The following is a 26215-nucleotide window of genomic DNA, read 5'->3' as shown; positions in this document are numbered from 1 at the left end:
GCCCCGGCGAGGGCGGTGCACCGGCCGTGGTGCTGATCCGGTCGTGCGTGACGCTGTGGTGCATGGTGCGGCTCTGGTGGTGCGTATTGCGGTGCTGGGTGGTGCTTTGGTGCTCCCCGGGGCAGCCTCGGAGTGGGAAGACTGGACAGCTGCCCCGGGGAAGTCTCATGACGGACCCTCAGGTCCCGGTGATGTGCTCGGGCCGGACCGGCACCCGCATCAGGGCGAGCCCGGTCGCGGCGCGGATCGCCGAGACGATGGCCGGGGTGGAGGAGAGGGTCGGGGCCTCGCCGACACCGCGCAGCCCGTACGGGGCGTTGGGGTCGGCCAGTTCCATGATCTCCACCGGCTGCGGCGGGGTGTCCAGGATGGTGGGGATCAGGTAGTCCGTGAAGGAGGGGTTCCTGACCTTGCCGTCCCGGGTGATGATCTCCTCCATCACCGCGAGCCCGAGCCCCTGCGTCGATCCGCCCTGGATCTGGCCGATCACCGACAGCGGGTTCAGCGCCTTGCCGACGTCCTGGCAGGCGGCCAGCTCGACCACCTTGACCAGGCCCAGCTCCACGTCCACGTCCACCACCGCCCGGTGCGCGCAGAAGGTGTACTGGACGTGGCCGAAGCCCTGCCCGGTCTCCTTGTCGAAGGGGACGGTCGGACGGTGGTGGTGCTCGCGGTCAGGTCGATCGCGTCGTCGCCGAGCAGGTCGACCATGGAGATCAGCACCCCGGCCGAGGCCGAGACCACCTTGCCGCCGACCAGTGAGAGGTCGTTGTAGGTCCAGCCGTAGCGCGAGCGCCCCAGGTTGAACAGCTCGTTGCGGACCGCCTCGGCGGCCAGCTTCACCGCGCCGCCGGTCATGTAGGTCTGCCGGGAGGCGGAGGTGGAGCCGGCCGAGCCGACCTCGGTGTTGGCCGGGTGGATGGTGACCCGCTCCACGCCCAGCTCGGTCCTGGCGATCTGCCCGTGCACGGTGATGCCGCCCTGGCCGACCTCGGCCATCGCGGTGTGCACCATGACCACCGGCTCGCCGCCGATGACCTCGAGCCGGACCCGGGCAGTGGAGTAGTCGTCGAAGCCCTCGGAGAAGCCGACGTTCTTCAGGCCGACCGCGTAGCCGACGCCGCGGACGATGCCCTCGCCGTGCGAGGTGTTGGAGAGGGCGCCGGGCAGCTCGCGGATGTCCAGGTGGGTCGTGTCCAGGACCGGCGGCAGTGGGAGGTCCTTGACCTTCTGCAGCAGCTCGGCCACCGGCGCCGGGGCGTCGATCATCTGACCGGTCGGCAGGAAGGAGCCCTGCGAGACCGCGTTCAGCTGCCGCAGCTCCACCGGGTCCATGCCGAGCTTCGCCGCCAGCTTGTCCAGCTGCGACTCATAGGCGAAGCAGGCCTGCACCGCGCCGAAGCCGCGCATCGCGCCGCAGGAGGGGTTGTTGCTGTAGAGCGCAATGGCGATGACATTGACGTTGGGGATCTCGTACGGGCCGACGCTCAGCGAGGAGGCGTTGCCGACCACGGCCGGCGAGGCCGAGGCGTAGGCGCCGCCGTCCAGCACGATCCTGGCGTCCATGTAGACGAGCTTGCCGTCGCGGGTCGCGCCGTGCTCGTAGCGCATCTTCGCCGGGTGGCGGTGCACGTGCCCGAAGAAGGACTCCTCGCGGGAGTACACGATCTTGACGGGCTTTCCGGTGCGCTGCGCCAGCAGGCAGGCGTGGATCTGCATCGACAGGTCCTCGCGACCGCCGAAGGCGCCGCCGACGCCGGCCAGGGTGAGCCGGAGCTTGTTCTCCGGCAGCCCGAGCACCGGGGCGACCTGCTGCCGGTCCACGTGCAGCCACTGGGTGGCGACATAGAGGTCGATGCCGCCGTCCTCGGCCGGCACCGCCAGGCCGGACTCGGGGCCGAGGAAGGCCTGGTCCTGCATGCCGACCTCGTACTCGCCGACCACGACCACATCGGCCAGCGCCCGCACGTCCTCGTTCACACCGCGGCCGGCGATCACCTTCTGCGAGTGCAAGATGTTGCCGGAGGCGTGGCCCTTGTAGACGTCGGGCTCGTGGACGTAGCCGTAGGTCTCCGGGTCGAGGCACTGCTCCTCGGTGGTGATCGCGGCAGCACCTCGTACTCGACCTTGATCCTGGCCAGGGCGCGGCGGGCGGTCTCCGGGTGGTCCGCGGCGACGATGGCGATCGCCTCGCCGTGGTAGCGGATCTTGTCGATGGCCAGGGCCGGCTGGTCCACGATCTCCAGACCGTAGAACTTGGAGCCGGGGATGTCCTCGTGGGTCAGCACGGCGTAGACGCCGGGGAGGGTGAGGGCCTCAGAGATGTCGACCGAGAGGATGTTGGCGTGGGCGTGCGGCGAGCGCAGCGCCATGCCCCAGAGCATGTCCTCGTGCCACAGGTCGGAGGAGTACGCGAACTCGCCCTTGACCTTCAGCGTGCCGTCCGGGCGCAGCGGCGAGCCGCCGATGCCGTCCGGGTGGGCGGTGGTGATGTCCTGCAGGTTCTTCTCGCCGCGCATGGTCCTGGTGCTCACTTGGCGGCCTCCGTTGCGTGGCACTTGCGGGCGGAGGCGAGGCGGACCGCGTCCATGATCTTCTCGTAGCCGGTACAGCGACAGAGGTTGCCGGACAGGGCCTCGCGGATGTCGTTGTCGCTGGGCTGCGGCTCGCGCTCCAGCAAGGTCGTGGGTCTGCACCAGCAGCCCGGGGGTGCAGAAGCCGCACTGGACGGCTCCGGCGTCGATGAACGCCTGCTGCACCGGGTCCAGCCCGTCCGCGTCGGCCAGGCCCTCGACCGTGCGGACCTCGCGGTCCTGCACCTGTCCGGCCGCGACCAGGCAGCTGCAGACCGGCGCGCCGTCCAGGTAGACCGTGCAGGAGCCGCACTCGCCCTGCTCGCAGGCGTTCTTGGAGCCCGGCAGGCCCAGGCGCTCGCGCAGCATGTAGAGCAGGCTCTCGCCCTCCCAGACGTCGTCGGCCTCGACCGGGCGGCCGTTGGCGTTGAAGGTCACCCTCATGCTGCGCTCCTCAGGACTGCGTGTACTCGTTCCAGGTCCAGGTCAGGGTGCGGCGGGCCATCACCGCGAGCGCGTGCCGGCGGTAGGACGCGCTGCCGCGGACGTCGTCGATCGGGGACGACGCGGCGGAGACCAGCTCGCCGAAGCGCTGGGTGGCGGCGGGGCCGATCAGGCCGCCGCTCTGCCACAGGCCGCGGTCGGCCAGCTCGTCCGCGAGGAACTGCTCGGCCTCGGCGGCGCGGCGCGGGTGGGCGCGGCCGAACCGATGCCGGTGCCGACCGTGCCGTTCTTGGGGTGCAGCGCGAAGCCGAAGGCGCAGACCGCGATGACCATCGCGTTGCGGGTGCCGATCTTCGAGAACTGCTGCGGTCCGGAGGCGACCGGGATCCGCACCGCGCGGATCAGCTCGTCCGGCTCCAGGCTGTTGCGCTTGACGCCGAGGTAGAAGTCGTCGATGGCGATCAGCCGGGTGCCGCGCACCGACTCGGCCTCGACGAACACGTCTTTGCCCGCGGCCAGCAGCGCCGGGTGGGCGTCACCGGCGGGGGAGGCCCCGCCGAGGTTGCCGGCCACGGTGCCGCGGTTGCGGATCTGCGGTGACCCGACGGTGTTGCCGGCGATGGACAGGCCCTGCAGCGGCCCCGCGAGCTCCGAGGTGATCCGGGCGTAGGGGACGGCGGCGCCGAGGCGGATGACCTCGCCCTGCTGTCCCTCGTAGCTCCCTGACTCCCAGGTGGTCAGCTCGGTGATGCGGTTCAGGTCGAGCAGCGCGGAGGGGCGGTGGCGGTCGAAGTTGAGCTCGACCATCACGTCGGTACCGCCGGAGATCGGCAGTGCGGACGGGTTCTCGGCCTTCGCCGCGAGTGCCTCGTCCCAAGTGGCGGGCCGCAGGAACTCCATGCGGTGACTCCTTTGTCAGTCGTGCTGTGGGTTGTGCCACCGGTCGTGCACCGGGTTCGTTCGGGTTGTGAGCAGTACACAATCGGCCGGGGGTGTGTCGGCAGTCACCGATGGCATGAGGCCCTGGTACGGAGCGACCACGAGCGCTGTAGTTTTCTCCAAGTAGAGGCTGCGCGTTCACCGGAACGTCATCCGGCAGACCCGCCGGGAAATTCGTCGGATGCAGTGCCACCACCGGGCGTAGTGTCGGCGGATGACGACCGAGAACCCCTTCCTCAGTGCCAGCACCCTCCCCTACGAGCTGCCGCCCTTCGCCGACATCCGCGAGGAGCACTACCTCCCCGCCTTCGAGGCGGGCATGGCGCAGCAGCTCGCCGAAGTCGCCGCCATCGCCGGCAACCCGGAGCCGCCGACCTTTGAGAACAGCCTGGAGGCGCTGGAGCGCTCGGGCGTGGTCCTGCGCCGGGTGTCGCTGGCCTTCTTCAACCAGACCTCCGCCGACACCACCCCCGGCGTCCAGGAGATCGAGGCCGAGGTCAGCCCCCGGCTGGCCGCCCACAGCGACGCGATCAACCTGGACGCCGCCCTCTTCGCCCGGATCGACGCCCTGCACGACCAGCGCGGAGAACTGCGCCTGGACGCCGAGTCGGACTACCTGCTGACCCGCTACCACTCCCGGTTCGTCCGCGCCGGGGCCCGGCTCGGCGCGGCCGAGCAGACCCGGCTGCGGGAGCTGAACGGCGAGCTGGCGACGCTGGAGACCACCTTCGAGCAGAACGTCTTCACCGAGACCAAGGCGGCGGCGCTGGTCCTGGACGATGTCGACGACCTGGCCGGACTCTCCGCGGACAAGATCGCCGCGGCCCAGGAGAACGGCAGGGCGCTGGGCCGCGACGGGGCGTATGTGATCAGCCTCAAGAACTTCTCCAACCAGACCGAGGCTGGCCGGCTTGGACGATCCCACCGTCCCGGCGCCGGCTGCTGGCCGCCTCGCTCGGACGAGGCGCCGAATCCAACGGCGGGGTCGCCGTCAAAACTGGCCACCCTGCGCGCCGAACGCGCCGCGCTGCTCGGCTTCGCCAGCCACGCCGCCTACGAGGTGGTCGATCAGACGGCGGGGACCACCACGGCCGTCGACGAGATGCTGGGACGCCTGGTCGGCCCGGCCGTCGCCAACGCCAGGCGCGAGGCGGAGGCCCTGGCCGCCGAGGCCGGGGTGGACGCGATCGAGGCCGCCGACTGGCAGTACTGGTCGGAGAAGGTCCGCAAGGCCCGCTACGACTTCGACGGCTCGGTGATGCGCCCCTACCTGGAGCTGGAGTCGGTGATCCGGGACGGCGCCTTCTTTCGCCGCAGGACAGGTCTACGGGCTGACCTTCACCGAACGCCCCGACCTGCTGGCCTACCACCCGGACGCCCGGGTCTTCGAGGTCAGCGAGGCGGACGGCACCCCGGTCGGACTGTTCATCGGCGACTACCACGCCCGCGCGTCCAAGCGCGGCGGGGCCTGGATGAACGAGCTGGTCCAGCAGTCGCACCTGCTCGGACAGCTGCCGGTGGTCGTCAACAACCTCAATATCGCCAAGCCCCCGGCCGGCGACCCGGCCCTGCTGACCTGGGACGAGGTCACCACCCTGTTCCACGAGTTCGGCCACGCGCTGCACGGGCTGTTCTCCGACGTCCGCTACCCGATGCTGGGCGGGCTCGAGGTGCCGCGGGACTTCGTCGAGTACCCCTCGCAGGTCAACGAGATGTGGGCGGACTGGCCGCTGGTGCTGGGCAACTACGCCAAGCACCACCTCACCGGCGAGCCGATGCCGGCCGAGCTGGTCGACCGGATGAAGGAGGCCGCCAACTTCGGCGAGGGCTTCCGCACGGTCGAGTACCTGGCCGCGACCCTGCTCGACTGGGCCTGGCACACCCTGCCGGCCGGCGCCGAGCCCGGCGACGCCCAGGCATTCGAGGCAGCGGCGCTGGAGCGCTACCAGGTGGCCATGGCCGAGATCCCGCCGCGCTACCGCACCGGCTACTTCGCGCACATCTTCTCCGGCCACTTCTACGCCGCCGGCTACTACGGCTACATCTGGTCCGAGGTGCTGGACGCGGACACCGTGGAGTGGTTCAAGGACAACGGCAAGACCATCCGCGAGAGCGGTGAGATCTTCCGCCGCGAGCTGCTCGCCAAGGGCGGCAGCACCGACGCGCTGGGCGCCTTCGCCGCGTTCCGGGGCCGCGCGCCGGAAGATCGCGCCGCTGCTGGTGCGCAGGGGGCTGGTGGGCTGACGGCGGCGCCGTCCGCGGCGGCGCCGAGGTCGCGGAGGGTTGCTGTGCTGGGGGATTCTTCGGGTAACGTGCGGCAACATCCCTGCCACACTCGCCGTCCCCACCGTCACCGTCACTGTCACCGTCCCGGAGGTATTCCACGTGCGGATCGGAGCACTGCTCGCACCGGCCGCCCCCCGGCTGCGCCTGCTGGCGGGCCGGGAAGAGCTGGACCGCGTGGTCTCCGGGGTGATGACCACGGACCTGCACGACCCGGGGCGCTACCTCCAGGGCGGCGAGCTGGTGCTCACCGGCATGCTGTGGCGCACCGGGGCGGACGACTCCGAGCGCTTCGTCCGCGGCCTCGCCGCCGCCGGCGCGGTCGGCCTGGCGGCGGGCGAGGCCGAGGTGGGACCGGTCCCGGAGGACCTGGTGGCCGCCTGCGAACGGCACCGGATGCCGCTGTTCGCCGTCCCCGAGGACGTCGCCTTCGCCCAGCTCACCGAGTACGTGGTGCGCCAGGTCTCGGCCGACCGGGCGGCCGACCTGTCCGCGCTGGTGGACCGGCACCGGGCGCTGGTCTCGGCCAGCGGCGGGGCCGGTCTCGACGCGGTGCTGGAGCTGCTCGGCGGTGACCTGGACCTGGACTGCTGGGTGCTCACCCCCAGCGGCCGGGTCGTCGCCGGACCACCCGACCGGCTCAACCCGGCCGAACGCGACCAGCTGGTCCGGGCCCACCTGGACGGCCAGCGCCGCCGCTCCGGGCCCTCGGTCCGGGCCCGGGTCGGCGGACGGCAGTTCTCGGTGCTGCCGGTCGCCGGCGGCGGGGCGGGCCTGCTCGCGCAGTGGCTGCTCGCCGTCGAGGGCGACGTCACCGAGTGGACCCCCAAGCGGCAGCAGCTCGCCGACAACCTGGCCCGGCTGGCCTCCGCCGAACGCGAGCGCCGCGACGAGAGCCGCCGGCTGCGTAGCCGGCTCGCCGACGAGGTGATCACCCTGCTGCAGCGGGACGCGCCGCCGGAGGAGCTGCGCCGTGCTCTGGAGGCCTCGCTGGCGATGGCCAGGACCGAGCAGGGCACCGGTAGCCCCGAATCCTGGGTGGTGGTCTCCGCCGAGAGCGTCGGCCTCGCCGACGGCGCCGTCCGCGAGGCCCTGGTCGAGGCGCTGACCGGCGCGGACGACCGGGCGCTGATCGGCGGCGGCGGCAGCGGCGCGATCCTGCTGGTGCCCGAGTCCGCCGACGGCGACACCATGGCCGACCGGCTGCGCGTCCTGCTCGGCCCGCTGGAGGCCGGGCTCGGCGCGGAGGGACGGCTGACCATCGGCGCCAGCGCCCCGGCCGCCTCGGCCGGCGGCCTGCGCGGCGCGCTGGAGGAGGCCCGGCACGCCCGCCGGATCGCCGCCTCCCGGGTCGGCCGGATCTGCGTCAGCGGCCCGGAGGAGCTGGCCTCGCACGTGCTGCTGCTGGCCGCCGTCCCGGACGAGGTGCGGCGGGCGTTCCGCAGCCGGCTGCTGGACAAGGTCATCGGCTACGACCTGGAGCACCAGGCGGACCTGGTCCGCACCCTGGAAGGCGTTCCTGCGCTACGACGGCTCCTGGACCCGCTGCGCGGCAGCGCTGCACGTACACGTCAACACGCTGCGCTACCGGATCGGCCGGATCGAGGAACTGACCGGCCGAGACCTGTCCAAGCTGGAGGACCGGGTGGACTTCTACCTGGCACTGGAGCTGTCCTGACGGGGCGTCACCCATCCGGGGCAACCCCGGCGGCGGGTGACTGTGCGTCAGCGCAGAATGGGGGCATGCGTCGTACTCTGTCCCCGCTTGCCGCTCCGGCCGCGTTCGCCGCGCTTCTGCTGCTTGCCGGGTGCAGCAGCACCGGCGGTCTGCGGGCCGAGCAGGCGGCCCGGTCCGCGACCTCGGGCGGTGGGGGTGGGGGCTCGGGGGTGAGCACCCCGCGCTGGACCTTCGCCATGGTCACCCACGCGGGCAGCGGCGACTCCTTCTGGGACACCGTGCGCAAGGGCGCCACCCAGGCCGCGGCCAAGGACAACATCAACTTCCTCTACTCCAACGACGCCAACACCGCGAACCAGGTGCAGCTGGTGCAGGCGGCGATCGACCAGAAGGTGGACGGCCTGCTGGTCACCCTCGCCAAGGGCGACGCGATGAAGGCGGTGCTGGCCAAGGCCGAGGCGGCTGGGATCCCGGTGATCAGCGTCAACTCCGGGGAAGAGTTCGCCTCCCGGTTCGGCGCGCTCACCCATGTCGGCCAGGACGAGTCCACGGCCGGCAAGGCCACCGGCACCGAGCTGAAGCAGCGCGCGCGCAAGAGCGTGCTCTGCGTGATCCACGAGCAGGGGAACATCGGCCAGGAGCAGCGCTGCGGCGGTGCCAAGTCGACCTTCGGCGGCCCCTGGCAGGTGCTCTATGTGAACGGCACCGACCTGCCCGACGCCAAGGCCGCGATCGCGGCCAAGCTCCAGGCGGACCCGTCCATCGACACCGTGCTGACGCTCAGCGCGCCGCTGGCCGGCACCGCGCTGCAGGCCGTCACCGAGGCGGGCCGGGCGGCCGGCAGCACCGAGGAGGACACCTTCGACCTCAGCACCCAGGTCGTGGACGGGCTGAAGGCAGGGACCATCGGCTTCGCCGTCGACCAGCAGCCCTATCTGCAGGGCTACGAGGGCGTCGACCTGCTGTGGCTCTACAAGGACAACCTCAACGTTCTGGTGGGTGGTGGCAGCCCGGTGGCGACCGGTCCTCAGATCCTGACGAAGAAGGACGCTCCGATGCTGGCCTCGTATGCGGCCCGGGGCACCCGTTGACCGGGCCTGAGCGGCTACCCGAGGTGCTGGCCGCCAATGACGAAAGCGGCGGCCCTGACGAACGCCTCGCGCCGCGTTCCGCCGGGCGGCGGCTGATGGGGCGTCCGGAGCTGGGCGCGCTGGTCGGCGCGGTGGCGGTGTTCGCCTTCTTCAGCGTCGTCACCAGTACCTTCCTCACCCCCGGTGCGCTGGGCACGGTGCTCTACTCGGCGTCCACGATCGGGATCATGGCGGTGCCGGTGGCGCTGCTGATGATCGGCGGCGAGTTCGACCTGTCGGCGGGGGTGCTGGTCACCACCGCGGCGCTGACCTCGTCCATGGTGTCGTACCAGTTCACCGCCGTGACCTGGGTCGGGGTCGCGGCCTCGCTGGGGGTCACCCTGGCGATCGGCTTCTTCAACGGCTGGGTGCTGTCCCGCACCAGGCTGCCCAGCTTCATCGTCACCCTGGGCACCTTCCTGATGCTGACCGGCGCGAACCTCGGCATCACCCAGCTGGTGGACGGGACGGTGGCCACCAAGTCCATCGCCGACATGCAGGGCTACCGCTCCTGCGCCTGGCTGTTCGCCGGGTCCTTCACGGTGGGCGGGATGAACATCAAGGCGACGGTGTGGTGGTGGCTGGCGCTGATGCTGCTGGCGAGCTGGATCCTGCTGCGTACCCGCTTCGGCAACTGGATCTTCGCGGTCGGCGGCGACGCGGACGCGGCAAGGGCGGTGGGCGTCCCGGTCGGCCGGACGAAGATCGCGCTGTATCTGGGGGTGGCCTTCTGCGGCTGGGTGCTGGGCCAGCACCTGCTGTTCTCCTTCGACACGGTGCAGTCGGGGGAGGGCGTCGGCAATGAGCTGATCTACATCGTGGCGGCGGTCATCGGCGGCTGCCTGATCACCGGCGGCTACGGCTCGGCGGTCGGATCGGCGCTGGGCGCGGCGATCTTCGGGATGACCAGCAAGGGGATCGTCTACGCGCAGTGGGATCCGGACTGGTTCAAGTTCTTCCTCGGCGCGATGCTGCTGCTGGCGACGTTGCTGAACACCTGGGTGCGGCGAAGGGCGGAGCACGGATGACCACGCCGCTGCTGGAGTTGGTCGGTGTCGGCAAGAGCTACGGCAACGTGCTGGCGCTGCGCGATGTGTCGCTGCTGGTCGAGGCCGGTTCGATCAGCTGCGTGCTGGGCGACAACGGCGCGGGCAAGTCCACCCTGATCAAGATCATCGCCGGGCTGCACACTCATGACGCCGGCAGCTACCGGATCGCGGGGGAGGAGGTACGGCTCTCCTCGCCGCGCGAGGCCCTGGATCGCGGCATCGCGACTGTCTACCAGGATCTGGCGGTGGTCCCGCTGATGCCGGTCTGGCGCAACTTCTTCCTCGGGTCGGAGCTGGGCTCCTTCCGGATGGACATCGCCGCGATGCGGGCCACCACGCGCGATTCGCTGCTGCGGATGGGCATCGACCTGCGCGACGTGGACCAGCCCATCGGCACCCTCTCCGGCGGCGAACGGCAGTGCGTGGCCATCGCCAGGGCGGTCCACTTCGGCGCGAAGGTGCTGGTCCTGGACGAGCCGACGGCCGCGCTCGGGGTCAAGCAGTCGGGCGTGGTGCTGAAGTACGTCGCCGCCGCCCGCGACTCCGGGCTCGGTGTGGTGCTGATCACCCACAATCCGCACCACGCCCACCTGGTCGGAGATCGCTTCCTGCTACTGAAAAGGGGCAGGATGGCAGGCAGCCACACCAGGGCGGAGATCACCCTGGACCAGCTGACGGCCGAGATGGCCGGCGGCTCCGAGCTCGCCGAACTCAGCCATGAGCTGCGCCGGGCCGGGGTGGTGCCCGACGAGCCCGACAGCTCCGCAGGTGGTAGCGGTAGCTGAGCGAGTCAGAGAGAGCGGAGCGGACGGATGGCGAGCGGCACGCCGTACACACGGACCAGCGGCAGGCGGACGCCGCGGACGTTCGCGCGGCGCGACGGTGCGCCGCGGCCGTCCCTGCTGCGGCTGCCGACCGTCGGCATCGACATCGGCGGGACGAAGATCGCCGCCGGGGTGGTGGACGGCGAGGGCCGGATCCTGGAGCAGCTGCGCACCGAGACCCCGGACCGGAGCAAGAGCCCCCAGGTGGTCGAGGACACCATCACCGACCTGGTGCTCGACCTGGCGGACCGTCATGACGTGCACGCGGTGGGGATCGGCGCGGCCGGGTTCGTCGACGCCGACCGCGCGCGGGTGCTCTTCGCCCCGCACCTGTCCTGGCGCAACGAGCCGCTGCGGGAGGCGCTCAGCTCCCGGCTGAAGCTCCCGGTGGTGGTGGAGAACGACGCCAACGCCGCCGCCTGGGCCGAGTGGCGCTTCGGCGCGGGCGCGGGCGAGAACCACCTGGTGATGGTCAACCTGGGCACCGGCATCGGCGGCGCGATCGTCCGCGACGGCTGGCTTGAGCGCGGCCGCTACGGCATGGCGGGGGAGTTCGGCCATATGACGGTGGTGCCCGGCGGGCACCGCTGCCCCTGCGGCAACCGCGGCTGCTGGGAGCAGTACTCCTCCGGAAACGCGCTGGTCAGAGAGGCCCGGGAGCTGGCCGCCGCGGAATCCCCGGTCGCTGAGCCGCTGCTGGAGCGGGTCGGCGGCGACGTCCGGGCGATCACCGGGCCGCTGGTCACCGAGGCGGCGCAGCAGGGGGACGCGGTCGCGATCGAGCTGCTCCAGGAGATCGGCCACTGGCTCGGCCTCGGCATCGCCAACCTGGCGGCGGCCCTGGACCCCGGCCGCTTCGTCATCGGCGGCGGCGTCTCCGCAGCCGGCGAGCTGCTGATCGGCCCCGCCCGGGAGGCCTACCGGCGCAACCTCACCGGACGCGGGTTCCGCCCGGAGGCGGACATCGTCCTGGCCCAGCTCGGCAACGAGGCCGGCCTGGTCGGCGCGGCCGACCTGGCCAGGCAGGTGGCGCGGCGCTTCCGCACGGTGAAGCGGAGCAGGGTGGAACGGGGGCGGGGGTAGGGCGGGGACGCCGTTGCCGGAGGGCGGCGGGGCGCGGGGCGCGCCTGGGTGGGGTCGGCCTTGTCCGTGGGGTGGCTCCGCGCCGTCTCGCGGCTCCGCCGCAAAGCGGCCAACTACGCGGGCGCAGGGGCGCAGGGCCGGGCACCGTCGCCGGGTTGGCGGTCTGCGTCGCTAAAAGGGAAAAAGTGGCGTTACAAATCGGGCATAGCGGGCAGATTTACGCCCGCTTTTCCCTTTTAGCAACCAACCCCGCCACCCCGGGGCCCAGGAGCCCGGCCCCCACCGCCCCGCAGGTCAGCCGCAGACCCCCACCGCGCCGTGACCCCGACCCGCGCCGCTCCCGCTACCCCGGCTCGCGCGGCTCCGTGCTGCCGGGAGCAGGATGGTGGGGGAACGAGATCAACCGAGCTAACTGCGGAGGAGAGCCATGCGCCTCACCAAGATGGGCCACGCCTGCGTCCGACTGGAGAAGGAAGGCCAGACCCTTGTCCTCGACCCCGGGGTCTTCACCGAGGCCGAGGCATTGGACGGGGCGGACGCCGTCCTGGTCACCCATGAGCACTTCGACCACTTCGAGGAGTCCCGGCTCCGGGCCGCCGCCGAGGCGAACCCGGCGCTGCAGATCTGGACCAACGCCGCCGTCGCCGAGCAGCTGGGCGCGCTCGGCGCCGGGCGGGTGCACGTGGTGGGGCACGGCGACGCCTTCACAGCGGCCGGCTTCGAGGTCGAGGTGCACGGGGAGTGGCACGCGCTGATCCACCCGGACATCCCCAAGGTCGGCAACATCGGGTTCGCGCTGGACGGCGAGGTGTTCCACCCTGGCGACGCGCTGACCCTCCCCGATCGGCCGATCGGGACGCTGCTGCTCCCGGTGCACGCCCCCTGGTCCAAGCTGGGCGAGGTCGCCGACTACGCCCGGGCGGTCGGCGCGGTCAAGGCGTACGCGCTGCACGACGCGATGCTCAGCCCGATCGGCCTGGCCGGTATCGAGCGCCTGGTCGGGGCGCTGGTGGAGGGCACCGCGTACGAGCGGCTCGCGCCGGGCGAGAGTGTCGAGGTGGGCTGACCCCGTGTGGGGCCGACCACACTTAGGCCCGGCCCCACACAGGCAGGCCCCGCACGGGCAACCCATGCCCCGCAAGCCATGCCCCGCAGGCCGCGCCCCGCCGGCTACGCCGTCAGCAGTGGCCGGAGCAGGCCGGACTCCAGCCGGACCACCAGTGGTGGTCCGTAGCGGCGGGCGGCCAGCATCAGCGGGACGGCGACCACGACGCCGGTCAGGAAGCCGACCAGGACGTCGTGCGGGTAGTGCGCGCCGACCCAGATCCGGGAGAAGCCCATCACCAGCGCGGCCAGCACCGCGATCGCGCCGAGTCGGCGGCTGATCATCCAGATCGCCGCCGCGGCCGCGGCCGAGATGGCGGAGTGGTTGCTGGGGAAGGCCCAGTCGCCCACCCCGGGGCAGGGCTGGATCGTGGTCGGCGAGGTGATCACCTGGCAGGGCCTGGGCTCGTCGAAGACGCTCTTGATGATGTCGTTGGCGACATAGGCCAGCACCACGGCGACCGGGACGGCCAGCGCCAGCGCCATGGTGCCGGCGCTGCGGGCCTGGCGGGCCTGCCACCAGCACCAGATCATCATCAGCGCGAACAGGCCCAGGCCGTAGCTGGCGTAGAACGAGATCAGGTTGTCGAACCAGTGCGGGGCGTTCTGGGCCTGGGTGATGAACCAGTGGTAGAGGCTGCCGTCGATGGAGGCGCCGTCCAGCGCTGCGAGCTGGGTCACTGCTGAGCCGCCCGGCGGCTGCGCAGCAGTTCCATGGCGATCGGGATCAGCGACAGCACCACGATCAGGGCGATGATCGGCAGCAGGTAGGTGTCGATGCTGGGGATGGTGTTGCCCAGGCCGTAGCCGGCCAGGGTGACGCCGACGGTCCAGAGCAGGCCGCCGACGATCTGCCACAGGGTGAAGGTACGGACCGGGACGCCCAGGGCGCCGGCCATCGGGTTGAGCACGGTGCGCACGATCGGGATGAAGCGGGCCAGCACGATGGCCTTGGCGTGGCCGTACTTGGTGAGGATCTCCTCGGCCCGCGTCGCGCCGTGCTGCAGCTGCTTGTTGCTGCTGCGGGCGAGCAGGGCCTTGCCGCCCTTGTCGCCGATCAGATAGCCGACCTGGGCGCCGGCCAGCGCGCCGACGATCGCGCAGACCAGGACCGAGGCGAGGTTGAGGTGGACCCCGTTCTTGCTGGTGGTGCAGAGCAGTCCGGCGGTGAACAGCAGCGAGTCGCCGGGCAGGAAGAACCCCACCAGCAGCCCGGTCTCGGCGAACAGCACGGCCGCGATGCCCAGCGCGCCGAACGCGGCCAGCAGGGAGTTCGCGTCCAGCGGATTCAGCGCCAGACTGGTCAGGGCTGTTGGATCCGGAGCCATCGACGTCACTCTCCTGCGGTGGGGGGAACACGGGTACTGTCTACATACTTGTAGTCGGCCTGTGCCACTCTAGTGGATGGAAACAGTCGCTCGGTCGGAGGCAGGAGTCCCTTGTCGGTGATCAGCCCATGATCGGGCCGCAGCGCCGCCACCCCGGCGAGCTGGAAGCAGGGGTTCTCGCCGTCCTCTGGGCGGCCGACGCGCCGCTCGCCCCGGCGGCTATTCAGCATGCCCTCGGCGGCGACCTGGCCAGGACCACGGTCAACACCATTCTGACCCGGCTGCACGGCAAGGGCGTGCTGGTGCGCACGCGTGTCGGGCGCGCCTTCGCGTACGCGCCCGCGCAGGAAGCGCAGGACGCGCCGGGGCTCGCGGCCCGGCGGATGCGCTCGGAGCTGGAGAAGGAGACCGACCGGCAGACCGTGCTGGCCCGCTTCGTCTCCGGGCTCAGCCAGGACGACGAGCGGCTGCTGCGGAGTCTGCTGAACGACAGCGGGGCCGACGGGACCGAGAAAGGTGATGGAGCGTGAGGTTCGCCATCTGGGCACCGCTGCTGCTGCCGCTGCTGGCCGCGCCGCTGCTGGCGCTGCCGTCGGTCCGTTCGCTGCCGGACCGGCTGCCGCCGAGGTTGGCCGCCTGGCTGCTCACCGCCACCGCGGTCGGGCTGGCCGGGGCCGGGGCGGTCGCGCTGGGGCTGCTTGCGCTGTCGGCGCTGCTGCATCTGCGGTTCGTGGCGGCGATGGGGCATCTGGAGCTGCCGTTCGCCCGGCATCTCGCCCCGGCCGCGGTGGTGCCGGTGGGCGCGGCGGCCGGGGTGCTGCTGCTGGTGCTCGTGGTGCGGGCGGCGCGGGTGCTGCTCCGGTACCGGCGGGGAGCGGGCGGCCTGGTCGCTGGTCGGCTTGGACGACCGGGCCGGCGCGGAGCTGGTCGTGCTGCCGGACGAGGTTCCGGACGCCTATGCGCTGCCCGGCGGGCTGCGGCGGTCCGGGCGGATCGTGGTCACCAGTGCGATGCTGCGGGCGCTGACCCCGGCCGAGCTGACCGTGCTGCTCGCTCATGAACGCACCCATCTGACCGCGGGTCACCACCGCTTCCTGCTGCTCGCGGACCTCACCACCGCGCTGCACCCGCTGCTGCGCCCACTGCGGGACGGGGCCGCCTACGCGGTCGAGCGCTGGGCGGACGAGGCGGCCGCGGCCTCGGTCGCGGACCGGCGGCTGGTCGCCCGCGCGATCGGCCGGGCGGCGCTGGCCGGCGGCGGCAGTACGCCGCTGCGGATGGCCGCGGGCCCGGTGCCGCGCCGGGTGGCCGCGCTGCTGGGCGCGGCGCCGGGCCGGGCCAGGGGGCGTTCCGCGCTGACGGCGGCGCTGCTGGTCGGGGTGCTGGCGCTGTCGCTGGGCACGGCGCTGGACGCGGCGACGGATCTGCACGCCCAGGTCGAGGTGGCCCAACAGGGGCAGGGCCAGGGCCAGGGGTAGGAGTAGGGGGGCACGGCCAGCCGCAGGGGTAGCGGGCGCGGGACGGGTGAGGATGGGGGCATGGCCTTTGAGACGCTGACTTTCGACCTCACCACCGGCGCCAGGGAATCGGCGCTGGACATCACCGAGCGCTGCGACGCCTTTCTGCGCGACGTCGCCCCCGGACGGGACGGGCTGCTCAATGTGTTCGTCCCGCACGCCACGGCGGGGATCGCCGTGATCGAGACCGGCGCGGGCAGCGACGACGACCTGCTGGCCGCGCTGCGCGAACTGCTGCCGGGGGACGACCGCTGGCAGCACCGGCACGGCAGCCCCGGGCACGGGCGGGACCACGTGCTGCCCGGGCTGGTCGCGCCGCATGCGACCCTTCCGGTGATCGGGGGTCAACTGGCGCTGGGCACCTGGCAGTCGGTGGTGCTGATCGACACCAACCGGGACAACCCGCGGCGGACCGTGCGGCTGTCGTTCCTCAGCTGACACGACTCAGCTGACACACAGTGACTTCTGCTGGGCGAAGTCGTTGAGATTTCATGGCATGAACACTGTCGGCGGTGGTTACTGACCGGTATACATCTAGTGGCGCGCATCACACCGCGCGTCACTCACGAGCCGTGGAGGCATCATGCGCCCACCCAGCGCGCGCCCGCTCCGCAGGACCACCCGTACCCTCGGCACGATCGTCGCCGCAGCCGGCCTCACCCTGGCCGGTGTCGCAGCCGCCGCACCGGTCGGCGCGTCCGAGCCCGGCTACGCCGCCCTGGGGGACTCGTACTCCTCCGGGGTCGGCGCCGGGAGCTATCTCAGCTCCGGCGGCGACTGCGACCGCAGCACCAAGTCGTACCCTACCTGTGGCAGGCGGCGCACAGCCCGTCCTCGTTCACCTTCGCGGCCTGCTCGGGCGCCACCACGGCGGACGTGCTCAGCGGGCAGCTGGCCGGGCTGAACAGCTCCACCGGGCTGGTCAGCATCAGCATCGGCGGCAACGACGCCGGGTTCACCAACACCATGGAGACCTGTGTGCTCGAAGGCACCAGCGCCTGCCAGAGCGCGGTGGCCACGGCCGAGACCTACATCAACGGGCCGTTGGCGGCCAAGCTCGACTCCACCTACGCCGCCATCCGCGCGCACGCCCCAACGCGCATGTGGTGGTGCTCGACTACCCGCACCTCTACCAGGTGCCGGGGAGCTGCCTGTTCGGCAATCAGCGACACCTCCCGCAACGCGGTCAACGGCGCGGCCGACCAGCTGGACGGTGTGATCGCCAAGCGCGCGGCCAACGCCGGCTTCAGCTTCGTGGACGTGCGCGGGGCCTTCACCGGGCACGAGATCTGCTCCAGCAGCCCCTGGCTGCACAGCACCACCCTGCCGATCGACGAGTCCTACCACCCCACGGCGGCCGGCCAGTCCGGCGGCTACCTGCCCGGCTTCACCTCGGCGGCGGGCTGACCGCTCCGCGGCTAGCCTGGCCTGCATGACGGACCAGCAGCGGGGCCAGGCGTTCATCCACCACGTCGAACTATGGATGGACGACCTGGCCACCGCTGAGCGGCAGTGGTCCCCGGTGCTGCTCGCCCTCGGTTGCGAGCTGTACCAGAGCTGGGCGAACGGCCGCAGCTGGCGGCGCGACGGCAGCTATGTGGTGATCGAGCAGTCGCCCGCGCTGCGGGACGGCGGCCATGACCGGTTGCGGGCCGGGATCAACCATCTTCGCGGTGCGCGGCCCGCGCGAGCCGGTGCGGACGGCGGCGCTCGCGGCCGGCTGGGCCGAGCGGACGGACACCGGGCAGGCGCTGCATCTGACGGACAGTCAGGGCTTTGAGCTGGAGGTGGTCTACAGGGCCGACGAGGACGAGGAGGCTGCCGCCGCCTCGGTGTAGAGGCTGTCGATGTCGTCGGCGTAGGTGCTGGCGACGGCGCGCCGGCGGAGTTTGAGCGAGGGTGTCAGCAGGCCCCTGGCCTCGGTGAACTCGCCCGGGAGGATCCGGAAGGCGCGGATCGACTCGGCCCGGGAGACCGCGGTGTTGGCGGCGACGATGGCGCGCTGGAGCTCCGCCCGCAGATCCGGGTCGGACCGCAGGTCGCCGTCGCTGGTGAGGGGTTTGCCCCGGCGCTGCTGCCAGTAGGCCAGTGCCTGGGTGTCCAGCGCCAGCAGCGCGCCGACGAACGGGCGGTTGTCGCCGACCAGCATGCAGTGGGCGACCAGTGGGTGCGCCCGGATCCGGTCCTCCAGCACGGCGGGGGCGATGCTCTTGCCGCTGCTGGTGACGATGATCTCCTTCTTGCGACCGGTGATGGTCAGGTAGCCGTCGGCGTCCAGATGGCCCAGATCCCCAGTGGCCAGCCAGCCTTGACGCACCGTCAACCCGGTTGCCTCCGGGTCGTCCAGGTAGCCCTGGAACACCTGGCCGCCCCTGATCCAGACCTCGCCGTCCTCGCCCAGCGCCACGGTGGTGCCGGGGACCGGGTGGCCGACCGTGCCGAAGCGCGGGCGGTCCGGCGGGTTGGCGGTGGCGGCGGCGGTGCTCTCGGTCAGGCCGTAGCCCTCGTACACGGTGATCCCGGCGCCGGCGAAGAACAGCCCGAGGTCGCGGTTCATCGCCGAGCCGCCGGACATGGCGTGCCGGACCCGGCCGCCGAGGGCGGCGCGGACCTTGCTGTAGACCAGCCGGTCGTAGACCTGGTGCTGGATCCGCTGGGCCGCGCTGGGCCCGGGCCCGTCGCCGAACGCCTGCCGCTCCTGCGCGGCGGCGTAGCGGACGGCCGCCTCCACCGCCTTCTCGAACGGGCCCAGCTTCCCGGACTCCTCGGCCGACTCGCGGGCCCGCTGCATCAGCTTCTCGAAGATGTACGGCACGGCCAGGATGAAGGTGGGCTGCACGGCGGCGAGGGCGGGCATCAGCTCGGACGGGGCCAGGCTCGGCTCGTGCGCCAATCGCACCCCGGCGCGCAGCGCGGCGACCTGCACCATCCGGCCGAAGACATGGGCGAGCGGCAGGAACAGCAGGGTGCTGGGCTGCTCGCTCTCGTTGTTGCGGAAGACATGGCTGTAGCGCGCCACCAGATTGTCGGTCTCGGCGGTGAAGTTGCCGTGCGAGAGCACGCAGCCCTTGGGGCGTCCGGTGGTGCCCGAGGTGTAGACGATGGTGGCCACCGATTCGGGCGACACCGCCTGCCGGTGCCGCTGCACCAGCTCGTCCGGGACGCCGCGGCCGGCCAGCGCCAGCATCCGCAGCGCGCCCGCGTCCAGCTGCCAGATGCTGCGCAGTTGCGGCAGGGCGTCGCAGACCGAGCCGACCGTCATCACATGGTCCTCGTGCTCGACGACGCAGGCCACGGCGCGTGAGTCGGCCAGGATCCAGCGGACCTGCTCGGCGGACGAGGTGGGGTAGATCGGGACGGGTTGCGCGCCGATGGTCCACAGCGCGTAGTCCAGCACGGTCCACTCGTAGCGGGTGCGGGACATCAGTCCGACCCGGTCGCCGTAGCGGACTCCCTGGTGCAGCAGGCCCTTGGCGGTGGCCAGCACCTCGTCCCGGAATTCCAGTGCGCTGACCTCGCGCCAGCCGCCGTCCTCGGTGCGGCGGGAGAGCTGCACCAGTTCGGGTGTGGCCTCGGCGATGTCGAACACCGAGTCCGCCAGCCCGCCGCTGGTCACCGGCGCTGCCAGCGCCGGTACCGAGAACTCCCGCACGGTCAGGCTCCTCTCGGTGCGGCCGCCTCGTCGCGGCCGGACTCCGCAAGTTACCGGACGGTTAACCAGGCGACCAGGGTGTCTGCCGATCTCCACCCGATCCGCACGAAAAGGTACAGGTTGGCCACGGATGGACGGATGTGGTCAGAGGTGCGGTCAACGGTGTTGACGGGGGTGTTGACGGAGCCTCCGGGCCACCATAACTTACTGTTCGGTAAGGTTCACCCCGCCCAGGCAAGGAAGCAGCCCATGGCCGACACCGCCGCTGTCACCGCCACTGTCACCGCCGTTGACGGAGCGGCACTCGCCGCGTATGTCGACGGGCCCGACGACGCCCCGGTCACCCTGGTCCTGGCCCATGGCTGGACCCTGGACGCGAGCGCCTGGGAGCAGCACGCGCGGGCGCTGGCCGCCGACGGGGGAGTGCGGGTGGTGCGCTACGACCAGCGCGGCCACGGCCGTTCGACCGGCGGCAGCACCCGTCCGTGGAGCATCGACCTGCTCGGCGAGGATCTCGCCGCGGTCATCGGGCAGCTCGCACCCACCGGTCCGCTGGTCCTCGGCGGGCACTCGATGGGCGGGATGACGATCATGGCGCTGGCCGCGGGCCGCCCCGGGCTGGTCGCCGAGCGGGTCCGCGGGGTGCTGCTCACCAGCACCTCGGCCGGCCGCCTGGACCCGCGCGGACGCAAGGACGTCCCGCTGCGGGCGCGCGCCCTCGGGCACGTCGAGTCGGCGTTCTTCGGCTACTGCTCGCGGACGGTCGAGCGCTCGGAGCGGATCCGCACCCGGCTGCCGGGACCGTCAGGGCGGCTCAACCCGTACCTGGTCAAGCGCTACCTCTACGGCCCGGGCGCGAGCAGCGAGGCGGTCCTGGCCGGGGCGCGGATGATCCACGGCTGCCCGATGGCGGCCGTCGCCGACTGGTTCCCGGCGCTGATGCTGCACGACAAGGCCGGTGCGCTGGACGCGCTTCGGCCGCTGCCGGTCGAGGTCGTGGTCGGCACCCTGGACCGGCTCACGCCGGTGGCGCACAGCCGCCGCCTGGTCCAGGAACTGCCGGACGCGCGGCTCCGGGTGGAGCCGGGCTGCGGCCACATGCTGCTGCTGGAGCGCCCCGAGGCGGTGCTCTCGCCGCTGCGCGAACTCTGCGCGCAGGCAGTGTCGGAGGAGGCTGTGGCGGAGTAAGGGGAGGCCGTGGCGGAGTAGAAGGCGGAGTAAAAGGTGTGCAGTCCGGCCATTTACGTACGATCCGCCGAGGCTCGAACTGGCACGCCCACAGGTAGTAGGCTCTCGCCCAACTCTCGGCAGGGTCCACCCTGAACCTGCTCCTGCCGTCCCCGCCAGACAATCGCGTCCGCCCCCGCGTGCACCCCTTGCGGTCGGCCCGGAGGAGCCCATGCGCTTTCGCAGCAGGTCAGTTCGCGCGAGGATCATCGCGCTGCTCCTGGTACCGCTGGCCTCACTGACCGGCCTGTGGGGCTACAACACGGCCACCAGCGTGAACCAGGTCTGGGGCCTGATCCAGGTCAGCACCGACTACCGCTGGTTCGGCAATCCCTCCGACGACCTCGCCCGCGCGCTCCAGGACGAGCGCCTCGCCGCGGTCACCTATGCCGCCTCCCCGGTCGGCAAGGGCAATCTCGACACCCTGCACGCGGCCGAGGTCGCCACCGACAAGGCGGCTGTGGTGATTCGCGCCCATGCCGCCGACAACGGCAAGTTCAACGGGCTGAGCACGAATCAGCAGACCGCGGTCAAGGCCGTCGTCGCGCAGATCGGCCGGCTGCCCGCGCTGCGGAGCGAGGCCGCCGACCCCCGGATCGGCTGGCTCAACACCTACCAGGACTACACCGACGCCCAGACGCCGTTCTTCGACCTCCGGGTGCAGCTGAGCGACGTCCAGGCCGGGGACCTCACCCGTGAGGCCGGGAACCTGATCGAGCTGACCCGGGCCCGCGAGTACATCTCCCGCGAGGACGCCCTGATGTACGGGGCGCGCTCGGCCGGCGGCTTCTCGCAGATGGACTACCAGACCTTCCTGGCCAGCAGCAAGGGCGAGCAGTTGCTGTTCCAGACGCACCAGTCCCAGCTGCCCGCGCCGGAGGCCAAGCTCTACGCGGACTTCCTCAACGGCCCGGTGTACGGCGACCTCGCCAGCCTGGAGACGTCGGCCGGCGGCCTCGGCCAGGCGCACGCCGCCCAGCGGATCGACGGCGCCAAGTGGCAGACCACCTTCAACACCACCCTCACCCAGCTCAGCGCCATCTCCTTCCAGGCCGCCACGCTGGCCGGCGCCCGCGCCAAGTCCTATGCCATGGGCGTCATCTGGCGGGACGTCTGGGCCGGTGTGGCCGGCCTGCTCGCGGTGCTGTTCTCGGTGCTGCTGTCGCTGAGCATCGGCCGCCGCCTGGTCCGCGAGCTGACCGGGCTGCGCGACTCCGCCTTCGACCTGGCCGGGGTGGGGCTGCCGGACGTGATGCGGCGGCTGCGCGAGGGCGAACGGGTGGACCTCACCGCCGAGGTGCGGGAGGTCGCCGTGAGCGCCGCCGACCGGGACGAGATCGCCCAGGTCAGCCGGGCCTTCAACGCCGTCCAACGGTCCGCCCTGGAGGCGGCGGTGGAACAGGCCGAGCTGCGCCGCGGCATCGCCGCCGTCTTCGTCAACCTGGCCCGCCGCAGCCAGGCGCTGCTGCACCGGCAGTTGACCCTGCTGGACGAGATGGAGCGCCGCGCGGACGACCCGGACGAGCTGGAGGACCTGTTCCGGCTCGACCACCTCACCACCCGGATGCGGCGTCACGCCGAGGGCCTGATCATCCTCTCCGGTTCGGCCCCGGGCCGGAACTGGCGCCGGCCCGTGCGGATCCTGGACGTGGTCAGGGCAGCGGTCGGCGAGGTCGAGGACTACGCCAGGGTCAGGGTGCACCGGATGCCGCCGGTCGCGGTGATCGGCGGCGCGGTGTCCGACATCGTCCACCTGGTGGCCGAACTGGTGGAGAACGCGGCGGTGTTCTCCCCGCCGCACACCCAGGTCAGGGTCAGGGCGAGGAGGTGGCCAACGGCTTCGTGCTGGAGATCGACGACCGCGGCCTCGGCATGGGCGAGGAGGCGATGGCGGCCGCGAACACCCGGCTGGCGACCGGCGGCGACTTCGACCTCGCCGACACCGACCGGCTGGGCCTGTTCGTGATCAGCAGGCTGAGCGCCCGGCACGGCGTCCAGGTGTCGCTGCGGCGCTCCCCGTACGGCGGGACCACCGCGGTGGTGCTGCTGCCGCGCGAGCTGCTGGCGGCGGTCACCGCGCGTCCCGGCGACGCGGCCGGGGCCGGCGACCCCGCCGAGCAGGGGCTGCCGGTCAACCGGCAGCGGGCCGGACGCGAGCTCACCTCCGGCGGGTCCGGCGGGTCCGGCCTCGGGCCCGGACAGGGCCGGGGGCCGCGCCATGCCGCGCCGATCCCGCCGCTGGAGGTCGTACTGGACGGGGAGGACGGGGAACAGGGCGTTGCCGCGCTGCCCCGCCGTCGGCCGCCGGTGCTGACCTCACGGGCCGACAGCTACTTGGCGGCGCGCGAGGGCGGGGGTCGCGAGGTCGCGGGTCGCGAGGTCGCGGGTCGCGAGGTCGGGATGGAGACGACCCGGGAACTGCAGATCCGCCGCAACCCGCCTGCGGCGACGCCCACCCCGGGTCTCGCTCCGGGCGCCGACCCCGAGCCCAGGCCCGCTCCGGCCACGGCCTCCGCCCCCGCGCGGAGCGCCAACCCGGCGCGAGGCGCTGTGGCTGCCCCGCCGGTGCCGGGTGCCCGCGCGGTGCCCGCCCCGCCGCCCGCGCCGGGCGCCCGCGCGGTGCCGGTGCCGACCGGGCCGTTCGCGGCGACGCCGCCCGCCACGTCGCAGTCGCTCGCGTCGCAGGCCCCGGCGCCGCTGCTGCCGCGACGGGTGCGGCAGGCGAACCTCGCCCCGCAGCTCCGGGCCGCCGCCGAGCCGGAGCCGGGTGCCGAGGACCACAGCGGGCACCCGGTGGCGGACGAGCAGGCCCCTCGGGAGCGCTCGCCCGAGGAGGTGCGGGCCACCTTCTCCTCGTTCCAGCGCGGACTGAGCCGCGGCCGGGCCACCCCGCTCCCGACGGCACCCGGCGCTGCCACAACCTCTGCCCCGGCCGCCCCCGCGGCGCCCGTCGACGCTGTACCCGCCGCCCGCCCGGGCGGCGGCGCGGATCCCTCAGCGAAAGGAAACGTCCGATGACCCTGGCGACCAAGCCCACCGGAGATCTCAACTGGCTGCTGGACGACCTGGTCCGCCGGGTTCCGGAGGTGCGGCACGCGGTGGTGCTGTCCAGCGACGGCCTGGCCACCGGCGCCTCCGCCGGGCTGACCCGCGAGGACGCGGAGCACCTGGCCGCGGTCGCGTCCGGCTTCCACAGCCTGGCCAAGGGCGCGAGCCGGCACTTCAAGGCCGGCGGGGTGCGGCAGACCATGATCGAGCTCGACCTGGCCTTCCTCTTTGTCACCGCCGCCGGCGACGGCAGCTGCATGGCGGTGCTGAGCGAGGCGGAGGCCGATGTCGGCCTGGTCGCGTACGAGATGGCGCTGCTGGTCAAGCGCGTCGGTGAGCACCTGGGCAGTGAGCCCCGGGCGGGCCTGCCCACGGCCCGGTGAACGCCGCCACGGGGGACCCGTCCGGGCCGGACGGGATCTATGACGGCACACAGGACTGGGCCACGTCGGAACGCCGCACCCACGGGCCGACGCCTACGCCCACGGCCCGGACCGCGACGGGGACCGGGCGGCGGACGAGTGGGCGGCCGAGGACGCCGAGCTGTCCCAGCTGGTCCGTCCGTACACGCTGACCCGGGGCCGGACCCGGCACGCCGAGGGCGCCGTCTTCGACGTGATCGCCCAGATCGTCGCGGTCGACCGCACCGGACTGGCCGACCCGGACGGCGCCGAGGGCGCGGACGACCCGGAGCACCAGGCGATCCTCGGCCTGGTCCGGGAGCGGCCGCTCTCGGTCGCCGAGGTCGCCGCCGGCACGGACCTGCCGCTCGGTGTGGTGCGGATCCTGCTCGGGATCTGATGGAGGCGGAGCTGATCCGGGTCAGCCGTCCGGTGCCGACCGCGCTGCTCCCTGACACCACTGTGCTCCGGGAAGTGATCCGGGGCCTCCGCGCGCTCTGATGATCCGTCAAAACGAGTGAGTGTTCGACTGATTACCACTCAGTCGGGTGAGTTTGCCTTCCTGTGCGTTGGCGACGCACTGGTCAGGGCACTCACCAGCACATGGCACGAATCACAGGGGCCCCATGGGCGTCGGCATCCGACCTGGCCCCGGCCCCCCAGCTCTGGGCCCACCACCACTGGCCCCCGCACCACTGGGGGCACTGTCACATCCCGCCGCCCCCGCCCGTCCCGCCCCCGCCACCGCTGCCGCACGGGGGTCCGCCGCCCACCTGGTTCCCCTCGTTCCCGCCGTTCCCGCCGTTCCCGCACTGCACCGTCACCAAGCCGGTGCCGCAGCCCACGCCGCCGCCCGCGCCGGCCCCGAAGCCGCACCCCACCCCGAAACCGCATCCCACCCCGCACCCGACCCCCCACCCCACCCCGCATCCGCATCCCGCGCCGCAGGTGGTCCACCTGGTGCCGCACCGGACGCCCCCGCCACCGCCCCCCGCGCCGCATCCGCGGGCGGTGCTGCCCAGCCCGCCGCCGCCGGCCGCCGTGCACGCCACCACCGCGCCGCCCAAGGTCATCGTGGACACCGCCGTGGCCACGCCCACCGGTGCGCCCGAGGCCAGTTTCGTCTTTGTCGCCATCACCCTGCCCGCCCTGATCTGCGCGGGCGCGAGCATCGTCAACCAAGCTTTCGGGAGGCACCGTTGATCCTCGGGTTCGTTCTCTTCGCGCTGCTGGGAACCGCCGCCGCGGTCGGCATCCTGGCCGCCTTCGGCCGTACCCACCGCTCCCGCGAGGGCACCTTCTCAGGGGTGCGCTCGGCTTCCTGGGGTCCGCCTCACTCTCCTCGTTCATCCTGGTCGCGGCCTTTCTGATCGCCGGCTCCTGGACCAACCTCAACACCGCCAGGGGGCACACCTTCGACGAGTCCCGCGCCCTCAACGCGGCCTACACCGACGCCGATCCGACCACCCGGCCGCTGCTGCGCGACTATGTGACCTCGGTGATCGGCACCGAGTGGTCCACCATGGAGCACGGCAGCGCCAGCCCCAGCACCTGGAACGACCTGGACACGGTCCGGGCCCATGTCGAGACGCTGACCGATCCCGCGGTCAAGGCACAGGAGTTGAGCGACCTCAACACCGTCTACACCACCCGTCAGGTCCGGCTGGCCGACACCCAGGCCTCGCTGCCGGCCCCGCTCTACCCGGCCCTGATCGCCACCGGGCTGCTGGTGCTGCTCTACGCCCCCATCGCCGGACTCACCTTCCATCTGCGGGAGTCCATCGCCCTCGGCCTGGTCGGCGCGGTGGTCGGATTCGGGATCTACATGGTGCTCCACATGACCCACCCCTATGTGGGGCCGATCCATGTCACCCCGGTCGCCTACACCCAGAGTCTGGCCCGCTTCGCCCAACTCTCTTCTGGGTGACCATCCGC

Annotated in this window: 20 protein-coding genes and 7 pseudogenes; 21 read left to right on the top strand and 6 right to left on the bottom strand. The window is 72.3% G+C overall.

Translation table 11 applies throughout. From position 1 onward, the window contains the following. Nucleotides 1-178: 178 nt before the first annotated feature. From pucD to ACXKR8_RS11980, 3 pseudogenes are all read right to left on the bottom strand, one after another. Nucleotides 179-2519: pseudogene (pucD, locus tag ACXKR8_RS11990) on the bottom strand (xanthine dehydrogenase subunit D). An 11-nt stretch (nucleotides 2520-2530) separates the two neighbouring features. Next, a pseudogene (locus tag ACXKR8_RS11985) lies at nucleotides 2531-3017 on the bottom strand ((2Fe-2S)-binding protein). Between the two features lie 10 nt (nucleotides 3018-3027). Further along, nucleotides 3028-3917, bottom strand: a pseudogene (locus ACXKR8_RS11980) (FAD binding domain-containing protein). 253 nt (nucleotides 3918-4170) lie between these two features. Here ACXKR8_RS11980 and ACXKR8_RS11975 point away from each other — a divergent pair. The 8 genes and pseudogenes from ACXKR8_RS11975 to ACXKR8_RS11940 all read left to right on the top strand — a co-directional run. Beyond that, nucleotides 4171-5190 (top strand): annotated as a pseudogene (locus ACXKR8_RS11975) (M3 family metallopeptidase); the annotation flags it as partial. Nucleotides 5191-5287: 97 nt separating this feature from the next. After that, a pseudogene (locus tag ACXKR8_RS11970) lies at nucleotides 5288-6112 on the top strand (M3 family metallopeptidase); the annotation flags it as partial. Nucleotides 6113-6341: 229 nt separating this feature from the next. Further along, nucleotides 6342-7917 (top strand): annotated as a pseudogene (locus ACXKR8_RS11965) (PucR family transcriptional regulator). A gap of 65 nt (nucleotides 7918-7982) precedes the next feature. Continuing rightward, the gene (locus ACXKR8_RS11960; protein ID WP_462100468.1) at nucleotides 7983-9008 is read left to right on the top strand and encodes a sugar ABC transporter substrate-binding protein; all 1026 of its coding nucleotides are present in this window, start codon (nucleotides 7983-7985) and stop codon (nucleotides 9006-9008) included. 95 nt (nucleotides 9009-9103) lie between these two features. Further along, the gene (locus ACXKR8_RS11955) at nucleotides 9104-10075 is read left to right on the top strand and encodes an ABC transporter permease (RefSeq protein ID WP_458274958.1); all 972 of its coding nucleotides are present in this window, start codon (nucleotides 9104-9106) and stop codon (nucleotides 10073-10075) included. After that, a complete protein-coding gene (locus tag ACXKR8_RS11950) occupies nucleotides 10072-10881 on the top strand; it encodes an ATP-binding cassette domain-containing protein (RefSeq protein WP_458272879.1) in 810 nt (269 codons plus the stop codon). The genes ACXKR8_RS11955 and ACXKR8_RS11950 overlap by 4 nt, the downstream gene beginning before the upstream one ends. A 27-nt stretch (nucleotides 10882-10908) precedes the next feature. After that, a complete protein-coding gene (locus ACXKR8_RS11945) occupies nucleotides 10909-12003 on the top strand; it encodes an ROK family glucokinase (RefSeq protein ID WP_458272878.1) in 1095 nt (364 codons plus the stop codon). A gap of 427 nt (nucleotides 12004-12430) precedes the next feature. Then, nucleotides 12431-13069, top strand: coding sequence for an MBL fold metallo-hydrolase (locus ACXKR8_RS11940; RefSeq protein WP_458272877.1), 639 nt, complete (start codon nucleotides 12431-12433; stop codon nucleotides 13067-13069). Nucleotides 13070-13173: 104 nt separating this feature from the next. Here the strand turns inward: ACXKR8_RS11940 and ACXKR8_RS11935 are convergent, their stop codons facing one another. Both ACXKR8_RS11935 and ACXKR8_RS11930 read right to left on the bottom strand, forming a co-directional pair. Continuing rightward, entirely contained in the window at nucleotides 13174-13788 is a 615-nt protein-coding gene (locus tag ACXKR8_RS11935) for a phosphatase PAP2 family protein (protein ID WP_458272876.1), read from the bottom strand. Next, a complete protein-coding gene (locus ACXKR8_RS11930) occupies nucleotides 13785-14435 on the bottom strand; it encodes a DedA family protein (RefSeq protein WP_458272875.1) in 651 nt (216 codons plus the stop codon). Before ACXKR8_RS11930 ends, ACXKR8_RS11935 begins: the two co-directional genes overlap by 4 nt. A gap of 128 nt (nucleotides 14436-14563) precedes the next feature. On the opposite strand from ACXKR8_RS11930, the gene ACXKR8_RS11925 reads away from it, so the two are divergent. From ACXKR8_RS11925 to ACXKR8_RS11895, 7 genes are all read left to right on the top strand, one after another. Next, nucleotides 14564-14965, top strand: a complete 402-nt coding sequence (locus ACXKR8_RS11925; protein ID WP_458272874.1) for a BlaI/MecI/CopY family transcriptional regulator — start codon at nucleotides 14564-14566, stop codon at nucleotides 14963-14965. Beyond that, nucleotides 14962-15495 carry a hypothetical protein gene (locus ACXKR8_RS11920; RefSeq protein ID WP_462100467.1) on the top strand — a complete coding sequence of 178 codons (534 nt, stop codon included), beginning with the start codon at nucleotides 14962-14964 and terminating at the stop codon, nucleotides 15493-15495. The genes ACXKR8_RS11925 and ACXKR8_RS11920 overlap by 4 nt, the downstream gene beginning before the upstream one ends. After that, nucleotides 15398-15913 carry a M48 family metalloprotease gene (locus ACXKR8_RS11915; protein ID WP_462100673.1) on the top strand — a complete coding sequence of 172 codons (516 nt, stop codon included), beginning with the start codon at nucleotides 15398-15400 and terminating at the stop codon, nucleotides 15911-15913. The genes ACXKR8_RS11920 and ACXKR8_RS11915 overlap by 98 nt, the downstream gene beginning before the upstream one ends. A 60-nt stretch (nucleotides 15914-15973) precedes the next feature. Continuing rightward, nucleotides 15974-16390 carry a YjbQ family protein gene (locus ACXKR8_RS11910; protein ID WP_458272872.1) on the top strand — a complete coding sequence of 139 codons (417 nt, stop codon included), beginning with the start codon at nucleotides 15974-15976 and terminating at the stop codon, nucleotides 16388-16390. A 145-nt stretch (nucleotides 16391-16535) separates the two neighbouring features. Next, complete coding sequence (locus ACXKR8_RS11905; RefSeq protein WP_462100780.1) at nucleotides 16536-16856, top strand: hypothetical protein; 321 nt, start codon at nucleotides 16536-16538, stop codon at nucleotides 16854-16856. Next, a complete protein-coding gene (locus ACXKR8_RS11900) occupies nucleotides 16760-17359 on the top strand; it encodes an SGNH/GDSL hydrolase family protein (protein ID WP_462100672.1) in 600 nt (199 codons plus the stop codon). The genes ACXKR8_RS11905 and ACXKR8_RS11900 overlap by 97 nt, the downstream gene beginning before the upstream one ends. A 25-nt stretch (nucleotides 17360-17384) precedes the next feature. Next, nucleotides 17385-17732 (top strand): VOC family protein, encoded by a 348-nt coding sequence (locus ACXKR8_RS11895; protein ID WP_462100466.1) that lies wholly within the window; start codon nucleotides 17385-17387, stop codon nucleotides 17730-17732. Nucleotides 17733-17744: 12 nt separating this feature from the next. On the opposite strand, the gene ACXKR8_RS11890 is transcribed toward ACXKR8_RS11895, so the two are convergent. Then, nucleotides 17745-19604: an AMP-dependent synthetase/ligase gene (locus tag ACXKR8_RS11890; RefSeq protein WP_458272869.1), complete on the bottom strand. Its 1860-nt coding sequence runs from the start codon at nucleotides 19602-19604 to the stop codon at nucleotides 17745-17747. A gap of 249 nt (nucleotides 19605-19853) precedes the next feature. Here ACXKR8_RS11890 and ACXKR8_RS11885 point away from each other — a divergent pair, with 249 nt between their 5' ends. The 6 genes and pseudogenes from ACXKR8_RS11885 (at nucleotide 19854) to ACXKR8_RS11860 (ending at nucleotide 26207) form a co-directional block, all read left to right on the top strand. After that, the gene (locus ACXKR8_RS11885; protein ID WP_458272868.1) at nucleotides 19854-20792 is read left to right on the top strand and encodes an alpha/beta fold hydrolase; all 939 of its coding nucleotides are present in this window, start codon (nucleotides 19854-19856) and stop codon (nucleotides 20790-20792) included. 211 nt (nucleotides 20793-21003) lie between these two features. After that, nucleotides 21004-22797, top strand: a complete 1794-nt coding sequence (locus ACXKR8_RS11880) for a sensor histidine kinase (protein ID WP_462100465.1) — start codon at nucleotides 21004-21006, stop codon at nucleotides 22795-22797. 1048 nt (nucleotides 22798-23845) lie between these two features. Next, complete coding sequence (locus ACXKR8_RS11875; RefSeq protein ID WP_458272866.1) at nucleotides 23846-24262, top strand: roadblock/LC7 domain-containing protein; 417 nt, start codon at nucleotides 23846-23848, stop codon at nucleotides 24260-24262. 160 nt (nucleotides 24263-24422) lie between these two features. Next, nucleotides 24423-24781: pseudogene (locus ACXKR8_RS11870) on the top strand (DUF742 domain-containing protein). 102 nt (nucleotides 24782-24883) lie between these two features. Beyond that, a complete protein-coding gene (locus ACXKR8_RS11865) occupies nucleotides 24884-25483 on the top strand; it encodes a hypothetical protein (protein WP_458272864.1) in 600 nt (199 codons plus the stop codon). A gap of 118 nt (nucleotides 25484-25601) precedes the next feature. After that, nucleotides 25602-26207 (top strand): bestrophin-like domain, encoded by a 606-nt coding sequence (locus tag ACXKR8_RS11860; protein WP_462100671.1) that lies wholly within the window; start codon nucleotides 25602-25604, stop codon nucleotides 26205-26207. Nucleotides 26208-26215 lie beyond the last annotated feature (8 nt).

The sequence above is a fragment of the Streptacidiphilus sp. PAMC 29251 genome, from assembly GCF_054208735.2.
Note: the sequence above shows the minus strand (reverse complement) of the source record. Positions and strands in the feature narration are given on the sequence as shown.